Below are 15104 nucleotides of genomic sequence, written 5' to 3' on the forward strand. Positions count from 1 at the left end.
GAAATTCAGCACTAACGCTTGTCAGCGGCTTTGTGGGATTGCCTTCGCAACCTCGTTCTGGCACCTGCGCCGAAACGTGCTCCAGGGAGCAGAGAGTTGCACATAAGCAACTTCCACCACAAACCCAAAAGCGTTGTCCTTACCATAGTAGTATTGGCGACGTGCATTGCTGCTACATGGTTTTCGGCGCCTATTGAGATTCAGCACTAACGCTTGTCAGCGGCTTTGTGGAGTTGCTTTCGCAACCTCGTTTTGGCTCCTGCGCCGAAACGTGCTCCACGAAACTGAGAGCTATGTGTAAGGGCAACCGGATAAAAAGGACCAAAACCCGGGCCTTTTCACCCGGTTGCCCTTACACGACGCTCTCAAAGCGTTTCGTTCCGCACTCTAACCTATCGACCCCTCCATCTCAAAACTAATCAACCGATTCAACTCAACCGCATACTCCATCGGCAACTGCTTCGTAAATGGTTCCACGAAGCCCATGATGATCATTTCGGTGGCTTTGGCTTCCGAGATACCACGGCTCATTAAGTAGTACAACTGAGCTTCTGAGATCTTGGAAACTTTCGCTTCGTGCTCCATGGCGACCTTTGAGTTGTAGATTTCGTTGTAGGGGATCGTGTTTGAGGATGATTGGTCATCCAAGATGATCGTGTCACATTCCACGTGGCCCAGTGAGTGGTCGGCGTTCTTGTTGAAACGCACTGTACCCCGGTAATCCGTGGCGCCACCCGTTTTGGCGATTGATTTTGAAACAATCGAGCTGGTTGTGTGTGGGGCGTTGTGAATCATCCGCGCACCGGAATCTTGGCGGATGCCGTTACTTGCTACGGCGATCGACAACATCGTCCCGTGGGCGCCTTCACCGTTCAGGTAGACGCTTGGGTACTTCATGGTGACTTTTGACCCCAAGTTGCCGTCGACCCATTCCATTGTGGCGTTGGCTTCCGCCGCTGCCCGTTTAGTTTCCAAACTGTAGACGTTGTCTGACCAGTTTTGAATCGTGGTGTAACGGCAGTAAGCGTCCTTTTGCACGTTCACTTCAACCACCGCCGCGTGCAAACTATCCTGCGAGTAGTTTGGTGCGGTACAGCCTTCAACGTAGTCCACCCGCGCGCCTTCGTCCACGATGATCAAGGTCCGTTCGAACTGACCAGAGTTTTCGGAGTTGAGACGGAAATACGATTGGATCGGCGTCTTCGTCTGCACACCCTTTGGCACGTAGATGAATGAGCCACCTGACCAAACGGCCGCGTTCAACGCCGCGAACTTGTTGTCGGTTGGCTTCACTAACTTACCGAACCACTTTTTGAATAGTTCTGGGTATTCCTTCAACGCAGTATCGGTATCCGTGAAGATGATGCCTAACTTTTCGAAGTCTTCCCGCATGTTGTGGTACACCACTTCTGATTCGTACTGGGCAGATGAACCAGCCAAGTAACTCCGTTCAGCTTCTGGCACGCCTAAGCGGTCGAAGGTCTTCTTCAGGTCTTCAGGCACGTCATCCCAGTCACGGTATTTTTTATCCGTCATCTTCTGGTAATAGTGCATGTTGGCGAGGTCCAGTTTCGACAAATCGGGACCGTAATCTGGCAGTGGTAACTTCTTGTACGCCTCGTAAGCCTTTAAGCGGTAGTCCAGCATCCATTGGGGTTCATCCTTAGCTGCTGAAATTTCACGGACGGTTTCTTCAGTCAGGCCACGGCCGGTCGTATACTTCGGCTGAATGTCGTCGTGAAAGCCGTACTCGTAGTCTTTATCATTGATCACACTATCTGGTACTTCTGACATCGTCTACTCCTCCTCTTCTGCTGGGGCGTCCTCTGACAACAGTGCCCGTTGTAGTGCCCACCATGACAGGGTGGCACACTTAATTCTGGCTGGGAAGCTCATGATACTTGATAGGATGGCAGCATCTTCCAGTTGATCCAGATCAGCTTGGGGATGTTCCTTACCCATCACCATGTCGGAGAAGGTTTTTGCCATGTGCAAAGCCTCTTCCTTACTCTTGCCCAGCACCGCATCCGTCATCATGCTGGCGGACGACTGGCTAATGGTGCAGCCTTCACCGGTAAAGCCGATGTCGGCGATTTTATCATCGTCGGTCAACTTGACTTCCAGGTTGATCACGTCACCACAGGTCGGGTTCTTCAACGTAATTTTGTTAGTTGCGTCGCCTTCGTTTAGCAAATGCTTGTGGTGGGGATGATCTGAATGGTCCAAGATGACTTCGCGATACAAGTTATTTAGTTTCGATAGACCCATGTTTGAAGAACTCCTTTGTTTCTTGAAGTGCCGTCAACAACCGGTCAGCATCCGCTTTGGTATTGTAGAGGTAGAAGCTGGCCCGAGCGGTTGCGGTAAGGCCGAGATATTCCATTAGTGGTTGCGCACAATGGTGACCGGCCCGAACGGCAACGCCTTCCATATCCAAGGCCGTTGCAACGTCGTGGGGGTGTAAACCGTCTAAGTTAAAGGCAACCACGCCCGTGTGCTTAGCGGGATCTTGTGGCCCGTAGACCGTCACGCCATCCATGGCTTCGAGCTTTGGTAGCAGGTAGTTCACGATTTCCTGTTCGTGCGCAGTCACGTTGGCCATCCCGATTTCAGTCAGGTAATCGGCAGCGGCACCTAAGCCAACTGCGCCAGCGATGTTTTGCGTCCCGGCTTCAAACTTGTATGGCAGTTCAGCCCAGGTACTTTCAAACTGATGCACAAAGCCGATCATTTCGCCACCGTACTGGTAAGGCTTCATGGCTTCGAGTAACGCCCGCTTGCCGTACAAAATACCGATCCCAGTTGGCCCCATCATCTTGTGGCCGGAAAAGGCGTAAAAATCAACGTCCAAATCCTGTACATCAACAGCGATGTGAGGAACTGATTGCGCCCCGTCGCCAACGAAGATGGCGCCGTGTTCGTGGGCTAACTTCGCCAGTTGTTTGATAGGGTTAATGGTGCCCATGACGTTGCTGGCGTGGGCCACGGCAACGATTTTCGTTTTATCCGTGATCAACTTAGCGGCCTCGTCTAAATCGAGTTCGCCATCGTCAGTCAAATGAATGTATTTTAAAGTAGCGCCCTTCTCCAAGGCGAGTTGTTGCCATGGAATCAGGTTGCTGTGGTGTTCGGTGATCGAGATGACGATCTCGTCACCGGCTGTCACGTTTTGTTGGCCGTAAGTGCTGGCCACTAAGTTCAAGCCGTCCGTGGTCCCCTTGGTGAAGATCACTTCTTCGGGTTCCTTGGCGTTGATGAACTTTTGGAGCTTACGACGAGCGGCTTCGTAATCGGCCGTTGCCCGTTCTGCTAGGGTATGGACGCCCCGGTGGACGTTGGCGTTATCGGTTTGATAGAACTCGGTGAGCGCCGTGGTCACTTGAGTTGGCCGTTGCGCAGTGGCTGCGTTATCTAAGTAAACCAGTTGTTCGTCGTTAACTTGTTGATTTAAAATCGGAAAATCCTTTTCAATATCATTCAAACTTTTGACCATCCTCAAGCTTCCTTTCAAGAATCGCAATCATTTCTTGTTGTACTTCTGGTAGTGGAATGGCACTCAACACGGCGCCCAGGAATCCCCGGATCACCAACCGTTGCGCGAGTGCTTTATCGATCCCACGACTCATTAAGTAGTACAGTTGATCTTCGTCAACTTGCCCGACACTAGCAGCGTGGCCGGCAATGACGTCATTTTCATCAATTAATAGAATTGGGTTAGCATCCCCGTGGGCGTAGTCCGACATCATCAGCACCCGGTTTTCCTGTTCAGCGTTAGCGCCAGAAGCGCCGTGGACGATGTGACCGATCCCGTTAAAGATCAGTTCTGACTTTTCGAGCAACACACCCCGTTGCAAGATGTTAGCAGTGGAGTGCTTGCCACGGTTCGTGACCCGGTTGTTGATGCCATCGTGTTGCTTGGCTGAGGTGATCGCAATGACCTTTGAATCAGCCTGCGAGCCGTCACCCACCAGTTCAGTGGCGAAGTCTGCGATCGTGTTGGCATCGTTCATCATGCCGATCGCCCATTCCATCTTCGCATCGGCTTCCAAGTAAGCCCGCCGGTTCAGGTAGGTTTGCGTCTTGGGGCCAAATTCATCGAGGGAGCTAAAGTGCACGTTAGCGTTTGGCTTCACGTCGATTTCAACCACACAGCTGGCGACGTTTTCTTCTTCACCCTTGGTACTCAAGTGTTGAATGACCTGAACGTCACTGTTGGCTTCTGCCACCACCAGCACGTGGGCCACTAACGGCACCTTAACCGTACTGTCTTGGACGGTGTAAATTTCAACCGGTTTATCCACCACAACGCCCTTTGGCACGTAGAGGAAGACCCCGGCGTTCAAGAAAGCCGCGTGATAGCTGGTCAACTTATCTTCGTTGACAGGGATCACTTTGGTCATAAAATACTTCTGAGTCAATTCCGGATAGTCCTTAAATGCTGTGAAGATATCCGTTAAGATCACGCCCTGATCCGCTAATGCTTGAGGTAACGCAATCGACACCGTGGTTTGACCAACCTGAACGACTTGGATCCGTTGGTTGTCACCAGCCACGTCATCGGCTAACTTGGCATCTGAGTCGTGCCAGTTAAGCTCGGTGTTGGCCGTTAATGGCCAGCGGTGAAAGTCCAACCGCCGCATCTCAGGCAATGGCAACTTGGCCACGCCGTCAACAGCAGCGAGCCGGCGGTCGATCAACCAACTGGGGTCACCATGCACAGCGGCAGCCGCATCAACAGCTTGTTTAACTGTTTCATAATCCTTAACTGCTTCTCTCACGTTTACCCCTCCTAACGGTTGTCGTCCACGAGGTCAACGTCCAACCCGTATTCGTCACGTAAGCCAGCGTAACCTTCAGCTTCAAGTTCCTTGGCTAAGTCAGCGCCACCGGTCTTCACGATCCGGCCACCCATCATCACGTGAACCACGTCAGGCACAATGTAGTTCAACAGCCGTTGGTAGTGGGTGATGATCAGTGAACCAAAGTTGTCCCCTCGCATCGAGTTGACCCCTTTAGAGACCACTTGAAGGGCATCGATATCAAGCCCAGAGTCGATTTCATCAAGCAACGCAAAGGATGGCTTGATCATCAACAACTGTAAGATTTCGTTACGCTTCTTTTCACCACCGGAGAAGCCTTCGTTTAAGTAGCGTTCCGTCATTTCTTCGCTCATATCCAGTAAGGCTAAGTTCTTATCCAGTTCCTTTAAGAAGGCCATGACCGAGATCTGGTCATCTTCAGGACGCCGGGCATTGATGGCAGCCCGTAAGAATTCGGCGTTGGTGACCCCTTGAATTTCAGCGGGGTACTGCATCGCTAAGAACAGGCCTTTACGTGCCCGTTCGTCAACTGGCATGTCCAAGATACTTTCACCGTTCAGCAAAATATCGCCCTGCGTCACGTGGTAGGCGGAGTGGCCCATGATGGTCTGTGACAGCGTTGACTTCCCGGTCCCGTTTGGACCCATAATAGCGTGAATTTCGCCGGTCTTCATTTTTAAATTGACGCCCTTTAAAATTTCTCGTGAGGTCTCGCGTTCCTTATCCTCAACTTCAACGTGCAGATCTTTGACTTCCAATGTTGCCATGCGATCATCATCCTCCTAGTCATTACTATCGAAAATTAAAATTACATTCACATTGCATTAGAGCGTTTGATGCTAATTCCTGTTATACCGCCAGTCACCTAATAACCAAATGGGTAAACGGAACTGTCGTTTTCTAATTATGTACATGCGATGTCTTCATTATACATTCTTTTTGGAATATTTAAATTAGGTATTTCTCCAATATTGTTGAAAGCGGTTTTTTGGCATTTTGAAACCAACGACTGGCGCGCTTTGGTCGGGGTCGATGTTATTTTGGAATGTTTGGCGGACATGCTGGAATATTTGGACTATTCAGGTTGAATGTTTGATGGTCGTACAGTTGGCGGTGAGTGGTGATTGGCTTCGACTTAACGATTTAAATCAGTGGTCACTGGTGAGTGATTGTTCCTCAGATTGAGCAGCCAATATAATCCGTACTTTAACTATTGACCACCACCCTAAATTGATTCGGTGGCCATCGGCCGTTCACTCACCATCTTAAATGCACTCATCCAACCAGCCAATAATATTCATTGCTCATTCTAATATCAGAATAACTAATATAACTAAATTTCAATCAGCATCCATCGCCAACTTATCCGATGACGAATAATCGTCCATTCACCATCGTTGCAGTCTTGAATAATTCTAACTTGTGTCAAAATTAACAACCTCATTTATAACATTCCAATAAAATGTAAGCGACTTCATTTTGAGTGAAATTTTGAATTCCAATCGCGTTTATTTTTACGATTATCAGCAATCAATCGCCTAGATTAAGGCGTTTTAGGTGCATTTCAATTCTCAAATATTGTATACTGATGTTGAGTTATCAATTGATTAATTACTTCGCCACAGTTATATTTTTTAGCTAGCGGCGTATTCACCTTGCCATTATGCATTTTAATAATATTCACCGCCAATTGATAACCTGAACTGACTTACCCTGTCATTTACAAGGAGGCACATTATGAGTAAGAACATTGTTGTTATCGGCGCTGGCTTCGCGGGGGTCCTAGCCACTAAAAAGCTAGCGAAGCAGTTTAAATCGCAACCGGACGTCTCGATCACGTTGATCGACCGGCACTCCTACTTCACCTACCTCACCCAGTTGCACGAAATTGCGACTGAGCGGGTGCAACCCGACGCCGTTCAGTACGACCTGCAACGGCTCTTTGCGCGGCAGCGAAACGTTAAGTTAGTGACCGATACTGTCGTTCAAGTTGATAAGGAAGCCAAACAGGTCGTCTGTGAACAGGGCACCTACCCGTTCGATAGTTTGCTGATCAGTCTTGGAGGCGAACCCAACGACTTCGGTACCCCTGGGGTGAAGGAAAACGGCTTTACCTTGTGGTCAATGGAAGACGCGATTGCAGTACGCAACCACATCAATGAAATCATCCGTCTCGGGGCTGTCGAAGTGGATCCCGAAAAGCGGGCGGCCATGTTGACGCTGGTGGTCTGTGGTTCCGGCTTTACCGGCGCCGAAACGGTGGGCGAACTGATCGACTACCGGGCAATTTTAGCGCGGCAAAATAAAATCGACCCCAACGAGATTAAGCTGATCCTCGTTGAAGCCGCCCCAACCATCATCAACATGCTGGACCGCACCAACGCCGCTCACGCCGAAGCCTACTTCAAGAAGAACAACGTTGAGATTCGGACGTCTTCCATGATCACCAAGGTCAACGCTGACAGTGTGGAAATCAAGGAACAAGATCCCATCAAGACCTACACGCTGCTCTGGACCGCTGGCGTGAAGACCAACCATACCGCTGACGAGTTCGGCATCGAGTCTGGTCGTGGTGGCCGCCTGATCGTTAACGAGTATCTGCAAGCGAGTGGCTTTGAAGACAAGAGCATCTACGTGGCCGGTGACAACGCTAACGCCACCGAAAAGGGCGCAGAGCGGGCCGTACCGCAAACGGCTCAGGAGGCCGAATACGAAGCCTTCACCACCAGCCATAATATCGCTGAAGACATCAACGGCACCCAGAACTACGAGACCTTCGTTGACCGCGACATGGGCTTCACGGTGTCCTTTGGCGCCAAGTACGGCATTGCCCAAGTCTTCGGCGGTAAGCGGGTTCGTGGCCTGCTGGCAACCATTATGAAGCACGGCTCCAACTTCCTGTATTTCTGGCGCATCAAGTCGTTTTACTTTATGTGGAAATACCTGATGGACGAAATCTTCCGAGTGGCTAACGGTCGGACAGTATTTGGCACCAATACCTCGCGGCAAGGCAACGTCCTCTGGTCACTCCCCCTACGCTTGTTCTTCGGCATCGGCCTCTTCATCGACGGCCTTAGCAAGCTGAACGGCGACGTGGGCTGGCTGGTCAGCGGTCATCCGGGGTTAGGCATCTGGGAACTATTGATTGGGGCGCTGATCTTCCTCGGTCTCGGCACCTGGTGTGCTTGCTTCTTGGTGATCATCGGCTTCTTCGTCTTCCTGCACAGTTGGGCGACGGTCTGGGTGCTCTTCGTGGCCTTTGCCCTGATGAACGGTTCTGGCCGCAGCTTCGGCCTGGATCTCTGGTTCGTGCCATGGTTGCAGCGGACACTGGGACAATCGCGATATGGGGTTTCTCGGTCACGGTATTAATGCAGAGCGAGACAAAACTCGGTTAGGTCCCAGAGTATAAGCAAATTGGCGTCCGAATTCCCGATTCTGGAATTTGGACGCCAATTTGCTTATATGGCCGGGGCCTGAGTTTTATCTCGCGTTTAGGCTAGATAATAATCTCGAAATTAAATCAAATTTATCATTATCTTTGAGTTAAGAAACTAGTTCAATCCTTACCAATATTGACTTCTTATCAGCCTCTTTGTTCATTCAATTATTGATTTCGAGTCAGCAACCAACTAGTTAAGGTTGCGAGGTCTTGCTTCGCCGGCAAGTCCGGTAACTGATCAATCAACGCCAACGCCTGCTCAGTCAGTTCACCAGCCATCCGCTTAGCCGCTTCAACACCACCATACTGGTTGACCAACTGCTGAACCATCAACGCCTCCGCGTCACTCAACTCAGCCCGCTTCTTCAACAGCGGTTTAAACGCTCGGGGCGCCTGCTTCATCGCCAGAATCAGCGGCAACGAATAAACGCCCGCCTTCAAATCTTCTAGTACCGGCTTCTTGGTCAGCGCGGTTTGACCATCGTAATCGAGGATGTCATCCAAGATCTGATAAGCCTTCCCAATCGTCAGTCCAATCTGCCCGGCGAGGTCAATCACCTCAGCCGAACCCCCGGTCAACGCCACCCCTTGCCGGCAACTTAACCAGAACAGTTCCGCCGTCTTGCCGGTGATTTCGTTAAAATACTCGGCTTCGGTCACCGACTGTTTATAGTTGAGCTGCATCTGCGCCAGCTCCCCCACTAAAATTTCACGCATGCTATCAATGTGAAGTTGAAGCTGGGCCACATCCTGGGTCGCCTTCATCACTTCACTGAAGTACACCGTAAATAAGTAGTCTCCCGCGTAAATCGCGTTCCGAGACCCGTACTGGGTGTGAATCGTGGTGACCCCACGCCGCAAGGGTGACGCATCGATCACGTCATCGTGGATCAGCGTGGCCACGTGTAGAATTTCAAGCGAAGCGGCCCCTGCCCGTAACGCATTTTCATCTCGTTGCGTGCCAAACGCCGAGAATAAATAGAAGAACCCCGGTCGCAGGAGTTTGCCCCCCGACTTAAGTAACTGGGTGATCTTCGTGTGAATCGGTTGATTAGGTAACGTGACGACTTTCAACAGGTACGGCTGGAGCTGCGTGAGCTGTCGCTGAACCGTTGGAAATTGACGCCAAAGTTGATGCACCATGTTGCCCCTCCTCGTCGCTGGTAGCCAAACGACTTATCGTTCGATTACCAAACTCAATTAGGTTTATTCTAACATAGCGCCTCACCGATTCGTTGGTGAATTCACGATTTATCCTTGAAACGCGGCAATTTTTGCCAGAAGTTGGGTGTTGTTGTTTAATTTGGCAAAGGTCTTGGCATCATTCAAGTGATCCACCACTTCAGTTTCAGGGCGGTGCTCATCCCGCGCATTTTGCGCCAACAAGAAACAGATCTTGGCTGAGTAGTAAGTTACGTGGTTCTTGGCACAGATACCGTAGCCGTAATGCAACAGCGAATCACTGGTCTCAAAGTCGCCAACGCTAGCAAAATACTCCGCCGTATAAAACACCATGTTGAGCACTCGCCAAATTGACTGGTTATCGGTCAACGGTAACGTCTGCAGCTTATCAAAAATCTTCTGGAAGTAGAACTCACTCTTCGCATTTTCCCCATTGCGACTGTACGCCACCCCACTCCCGGTATACGCCAGCAGTGTGAAAATCGTTTGGTGCGTGTCGTCCAAATCATTTAAAATGAGGTTAAAGTCGTACAGGGTATCGGCAATTGGTTTGTCCAACAACGCCGACAGGTACCCGCGCACGAAGTAGTACTGCATCTGACTCTTGTTGTTCAAGTCAGCCAGGTCAATCTCACCTAGGTCGACCAAGGCGCTCTCGTACTCGCTGGTGATCAACTTAAATTCGGCCTGTTCCAACAACACACTGGCCTGCGACTGTGCCGGTTGATTCACCGGAAAAACGTCGTCCAACTTTAGGTCCAACCGCGCGCACAATTGCGTTAAGATGCGGATGGCGGGCGCCTTGCCCGAACTCTCAAACTTACTGAGGGTGGCTTGGGTGCAGATACCCTGACAGAGTTCCGCTTGCGATAAGTGATGCGCCTTACGCGCTTCAATAAAACGATTAATATCCATTAATTATCAGTCCATATTCGTATTTTTTATACATTATATCAAATATCGTCATGACTAAATAATCTTTTTAACCTTATATTTTCGTAATAACTAGCGCAATTTTGCGCATGACCACCAATTCAACGAAGGAGTCCTTACCATGTCACTCACTAACCCCACCCCAGAAGCCGACGTTCAACACCTCTTCAACCGCCTCGCAACCCACTACGACGCCATGAACACCCTGATGACGCTGGGCACCCACCACCACTGGCGCAAGGTCACCATGCAGCAACTCGCCGTTCAACCGGGCAATTTTGCGCTGGACGTCTGCTGCGGCACGGGTGACTGGACGATTGCGCTGGCGAAAGCGGTCGGTCCCAGCGGTCACGTTTGGGGCTTAGACTTTAGTGAGGAAATGCTGGCGCTGGCACAACAAAAGATTCGCGCCGCCCACCTCGAAGACCGGGTGACCCTCGTTCAAGGCGATGCGATGCAACTGCCGTACCCAGCCAATACCTTTGACGTCGTCACCATCGGCTTCGGCCTCCGCAACGTCCCCGACGCTAACCAGATCCTCCGCGAACTTTACCGGGTCGTCCGTGCCGGTGGCAAGGCCGCTTGCTTAGAGACCTCACAGCCCACTCAACCGGTAATTAAGATCGGCTGGCAAGCATACTTTAAGCTGGTGCCCGTGATGACGAGTCTTGCTGGGAACCGGTACTCAGATTACGACTATCTTCAGCAGACCACGAAGGCGTTTGTGTCGGCGAAGCAGTTGGTTGGGATGTTTGAGGCAGCTGGGTTTGAAGATGTGCGTTACCGGACGTTTGATTTGGGAGCGGCGGCGTTGCATTTGGGGCGGAAGGGTTATCGATCATAATCACCAAAAAAGCTCGAATTGAGTATGCTGGCGTTCAGCATAGCCAATTTGAGCTTTTTATTGCTTGATGAATGGTGTTGCAATTAGAATTTCGGAATTACCTGATTTAATTACCGAGCCATTAAGCACCGGTTTGGTCACCAGTCCAGCCACGATCGCCAGGCTTTGATGTCCAGACCCATTGAACTAAGTCGCCGTTCTTAACAGGTGAAGCGCCCGCACTGCGACTTGGGTATGAGCCGTTGATGTTGTACAGCCAACCGCCACCATTACCACTAGTACCAGCAGTGTAACTGCCAATCCGGTTAACGTAAATCGTTGAGCCAGAACCGGTGTACGAGATATCTCTATCTAATTTTTCGAGTACGTCAAAGGCAGTATCACCTGATTGAATATCAACCGTTCCTGACTTCAAAATCTTATTACCTTCTTCTTGAGGGCCAAAGATTTGCACTTGAACTTGTTCTTCAGTGGCGTTAGTGGTGCTCCCACTGCCAACTAACGACGTGATTGGGGCTTGGGGCGTCGTTGTCGTTGTCGTTGTAGTCGTGCTTGGTGTTGTCGTAGTCGTTTTATTTGAAGTCGTTGTGGTAGTCGTCTTCTTAGCAGCCGGCGCCACACCCTTCTTCAGATAACTGTGCCAGATCCAGCCCTTAACCTTATTGTTGCTGGTCTTAACATAGTAGTAAACAGCCTTCTTACCATTAGCCCGCGTTACCGTAGCCTGGTTGTACGTATAGAACGTTGTGTGCTTATAGTTCTTAGCGTAGTGGTTGGCCTTCGTCAACTTACTAGTGCTGTAGAACGTTCCCTTGGTCACGTGGTAGGCTTTCTTAGATAATTTCTTGTAAGTTGCCTTAACCACTTTGGTGCTCTTCGTTTTAGCTTGCGCCGTGGTTGTCGTTGCGCTAACGCCAGTCCCGACAGCCAGTCCGCCAAGAACTAAGGCGGTCCCAGCTAGTAGTTTTACTAGTTTGGTAAACTTCATAATGAACTCTCCCCTAACATCCTAATAATATAGTCATTAATAATTGCAATTAAGCAATCTGATAACCTAGTTTAAGTGTTTCAATTGGCCAATGTAACGCCCTAGTATTGCGTATCGATCACGAACTTCTTGTTGGCGGAAATATAGCTCCCATTCGTCAACTGGAACCGAGTTGTAACGCCACTCTTGATCAACTTCTTAACCTTCAAAGTTTGACCCTTCTTGTAGTGCTTTTGTTTCGTAGATAAGTTGGCCTTCTTGTATTGGTTAACCCCAGCCTTTGAAATAATTTGAATCTTCTTAGGCGTGGTTTGGTAATAAGCGTAGGCAACTGACTTCGTGCTGCTGGTAATGTAGCCCTTCTTGCCACTAGCCTGGTTTTGAACGTAGTAAACTTTCTTACCAGCATCGTTCTTCACTGTCTTCGTAACTAAGAACGTCGGCCGGTTGGTTCGCTTGTGCTTAGCGTATGTGGCAACCGTCTTGCCTTTAAGGCTATCGCTCTTGTAGAGCTTCAAACCGGAAATCGCGTACAACACTTTCTTAGCTGAGGCCTTAGTCGTCCCTGCTACAGTTGTGTTGGCTGTCGTTGGTGTAGCAGTCGATGCAGTAGCCGTCTTGGTTGCTTGGAACGCAGTGACCGCTGCAACCCCAGCACTTTGAAGCTTTGCGAGATCCGTTGTCAATAACTTATCCGCCTTCATCTGATCCGTGTACGAGGTAACTAACTTATCAACCGCTGCATAAGCCGTTGTCTTATCTGCAGCTGCAATGGAGGTGTCGTTTTGAATGTCAACCTTCATAGTGTTACCAGCAATGATAACAGCGTTCATAGCCGCGTTACGTTGTGCTGTTGTTGCAAGTTGATTATGCATTGCGGTTACGGCTTTAATGGTTGAGATAGCGGCGTCTTGAGCTGTTTTTAACTTTTGAACGGTAATGCCACCGTTGGCATTAATCATTGGAATGTACTGATTAGCGGTGTTCTTGATTGTAGTGATCGCCGTTGCCTTTTCAGCATCACTCGCCTTAGTATCGGCGTTGATAACAGCTGTTTGGGCAGTTACTGCGGCGTTGATGGCGTTGATGCCGGCGGTTTTTTCGGTATCGGTGGCTTTCAAGATTATTGCGCTACCTAGGGCATTGCCGCTATCCAGTATAGCCTTTGATAAAGCACTTTGTGTTTCGGTACCATTGATTACTGTCTGATACTGAGCGTATGCTGTTTCGAGTCTCTCCTTTGCCGCTTTAACATCCACATCAAAACCGGTTATTGCTGATAGTTTACTCATAGCCGCATCGTAATTACTTTTAAGAGTTGCTAAAGCATCTGCTTTATTTTGATCCGTCACAACGTTAATATCGCTAACCGGTCCAAGGTCTTGAAATTGTTTATATGCTGCTACGACTAACTTGCCTAAAGCTGAAAACGTTAATGTTCCGCTATCAATCTTTTCTTCATCACTCGCCAAAGCGGTATCGATTTTCGCATTAGTGTCTGCTTTTGCTTTATCTGAAGCCGAGGCTAAACTATTCACCACCTGTTTACGTGCATTCGCAATATTTTCAACAAAAAATTTTGCATCTGCTATTTGCGTTGTATTAGCTTCTTTTCCAGAAAATTTTGTCCCATCGATATTCGTTGTAAGATAAGGTACGAGGACTTTTGATTGCAAAAAACTTGAAATATTTTGGTCTGCTATCGATTTACCAGTGTAGGACACCAAGACTTGTGGATTCGTATATTTCTCTTGTGCAGTTATAACGCTATTAGCGGTCGCTGACGATGTTGCACCTGCAACTGCTATTTCCTCTTTTCTTTTATTCGCAAAAGTTGCCACTAATTCAGCTGCTGATTCCCAGTCAACTGGTAACGAAACGTCAGTTAATGTATTAATGGCGCTCGTATTAGCCTGATTAAATTGATTTTGATCATAAGTTCCGTCACTATAATATTTACTACTAGCTTGGATTTTAGTAAGTCCTTTAATACTCGAATCCCTGCTATAATCATTTTGGGAAGTCATGCTGGCTGCACTTAAATTATCATCGAAAGAGGACTTTAGTGCTGAAATTGCATTCGTGTCAGTTCCATCTAAGTTAACAGTTGCATCTAAATTAACTTGCGCCAGTGTTTCATTAAATTTTGCCGTTGCATCTTCGATATCTTGTGCTTTAGTGTTGGTGCTATCAGCCTTAGCGCTTAAAGGTGCCGATGCAAATTTTCCCTGTTTTGTTTGAGTTACCACTTGTATTGGCGATATCAATCCTAAAAAAGTTGAAAACAACATAATACTCGTTACTACTCCATATTTTTTCATATGGCGATTCCCCCTATAAAAATAAAGCGTTTACAGTTATTCTAATCACTCACATATATTAAAACAATTTATTCAGCCAAACTACGCGATATACTACTGCGACTACCTTCAAAAGTACTAATTATCATTTCTCATATCGTAATTCTGATTCAGAATCGTCTCTTTATAGATTACAAGAAATAGAAAATTAAAATTTACATTCTATTTATTAAATATACTTCAACCTGAATTATTCATACCTTTCAAAAAAGTCGTCAGTTTTCATGTTTTTCAAAAACTGACGGCTTTTGATCTTGCTTACTATGTATTGAGACTCTAAATTTTGATGGTATCACCTAACGGTGAGTCATTTTTGAATTTTTGGGTGCACTTATCCCTTGATCGTACAGAATTTTTTTTAATTGGGGCTATTTAATAGCCTGAATACGCTGTAATACCTGATAAAAGAGTCGATGATAAACGTGATGAGAACTCAGTCGTAACTGGATTCGTCGACCGGTAAACACAACGCGGGCAGCGACTTTGAATAAACGGATTCGTAATGTACTAACACGCAATCCGGTCTCTGTTTTAG

At 48.4% G+C, this 15104-nt stretch carries 12 protein-coding genes; 2 read left to right on the forward strand and 10 right to left on the reverse strand.

Going from position 1 to position 15104, the window contains the following annotated elements; translation table 11 throughout:
• Window positions 1-387: 387 nt before the first annotated feature.
• Genes sufB through sufC form a run of 5 tightly spaced genes read right to left on the reverse strand, consistent with a single transcriptional unit; the run spans window position 388 to window position 5587 of the window.
• Window positions 388-1794 carry a Fe-S cluster assembly protein SufB gene (sufB, locus tag ACYVR3_RS04390; protein WP_057152131.1) on the reverse strand — a complete coding sequence of 469 codons (1407 nt, stop codon included), beginning with the start codon at window positions 1792-1794 and terminating at the stop codon, window positions 388-390.
• Between the two features lie 3 nt (window positions 1795-1797).
• Window positions 1798-2268: a Fe-S cluster assembly sulfur transfer protein SufU gene (gene sufU, locus ACYVR3_RS04395; RefSeq protein ID WP_054736018.1), complete on the reverse strand. Its 471-nt coding sequence runs from the start codon at window positions 2266-2268 to the stop codon at window positions 1798-1800.
• Window positions 2246-3493 carry an aminotransferase class V-fold PLP-dependent enzyme gene (locus ACYVR3_RS04400; RefSeq protein ID WP_461243276.1) on the reverse strand — a complete coding sequence of 416 codons (1248 nt, stop codon included), beginning with the start codon at window positions 3491-3493 and terminating at the stop codon, window positions 2246-2248. The genes sufU and ACYVR3_RS04400 overlap by 23 nt, the downstream gene beginning before the upstream one ends.
• Entirely contained in the window at window positions 3474-4778 is a 1305-nt protein-coding gene (gene sufD, locus ACYVR3_RS04405; RefSeq protein WP_461243277.1) for a Fe-S cluster assembly protein SufD, read from the reverse strand. Before sufD ends, ACYVR3_RS04400 begins: the two co-directional genes overlap by 20 nt.
• A gap of 11 nt (window positions 4779-4789) precedes the next feature.
• Complete coding sequence (gene sufC, locus ACYVR3_RS04410) at window positions 4790-5587, reverse strand: Fe-S cluster assembly ATPase SufC (RefSeq protein ID WP_057152133.1); 798 nt, start codon at window positions 5585-5587, stop codon at window positions 4790-4792.
• 970 nt (window positions 5588-6557) lie between these two features.
• Between sufC and ACYVR3_RS04415 the strand changes: the two genes are divergently transcribed.
• Entirely contained in the window at window positions 6558-8192 is a 1635-nt protein-coding gene (locus ACYVR3_RS04415) for an FAD-dependent oxidoreductase (protein ID WP_461243278.1), read from the forward strand.
• A 235-nt stretch (window positions 8193-8427) separates the two neighbouring features.
• Here ACYVR3_RS04415 and ACYVR3_RS04420 read toward each other — a convergent pair whose 3' ends face one another.
• Both ACYVR3_RS04420 and ACYVR3_RS04425 read right to left on the reverse strand, forming a co-directional pair.
• The gene (locus ACYVR3_RS04420) at window positions 8428-9405 is read right to left on the reverse strand and encodes a polyprenyl synthetase family protein (protein ID WP_461243279.1); all 978 of its coding nucleotides are present in this window, start codon (window positions 9403-9405) and stop codon (window positions 8428-8430) included.
• A 108-nt stretch (window positions 9406-9513) separates the two neighbouring features.
• Window positions 9514-10359 carry a helix-turn-helix transcriptional regulator gene (locus ACYVR3_RS04425; protein WP_461243280.1) on the reverse strand — a complete coding sequence of 282 codons (846 nt, stop codon included), beginning with the start codon at window positions 10357-10359 and terminating at the stop codon, window positions 9514-9516.
• A 139-nt stretch (window positions 10360-10498) separates the two neighbouring features.
• On the opposite strand from ACYVR3_RS04425, the gene ACYVR3_RS04430 reads away from it, so the two are divergent.
• Window positions 10499-11221, forward strand: a complete 723-nt coding sequence (locus ACYVR3_RS04430; protein ID WP_461243281.1) for a demethylmenaquinone methyltransferase — start codon at window positions 10499-10501, stop codon at window positions 11219-11221.
• Between the two features lie 121 nt (window positions 11222-11342).
• On the opposite strand, the gene ACYVR3_RS04435 is transcribed toward ACYVR3_RS04430, so the two are convergent.
• From ACYVR3_RS04435 to ACYVR3_RS04445, 3 genes are all read right to left on the reverse strand, one after another.
• Window positions 11343-12209: a DUF4430 domain-containing protein gene (locus tag ACYVR3_RS04435; protein WP_461243282.1), complete on the reverse strand. Its 867-nt coding sequence runs from the start codon at window positions 12207-12209 to the stop codon at window positions 11343-11345.
• A gap of 101 nt (window positions 12210-12310) precedes the next feature.
• On the reverse strand, window positions 12311-14530 hold the full coding sequence (locus ACYVR3_RS04440; protein ID WP_461243283.1) for a DUF5776 domain-containing protein: 2220 nt from the start codon (window positions 14528-14530) through the stop codon (window positions 12311-12313).
• Window positions 14531-14937: 407 nt separating this feature from the next.
• On the reverse strand, window positions 14938-15087 hold the full coding sequence (locus tag ACYVR3_RS04445) for a transposase (RefSeq protein ID WP_151388939.1): 150 nt from the start codon (window positions 15085-15087) through the stop codon (window positions 14938-14940).
• Window positions 15088-15104: the final 17 nt, after the last annotated feature.

Source organism: Secundilactobacillus muriivasis (assembly GCF_054785195.1).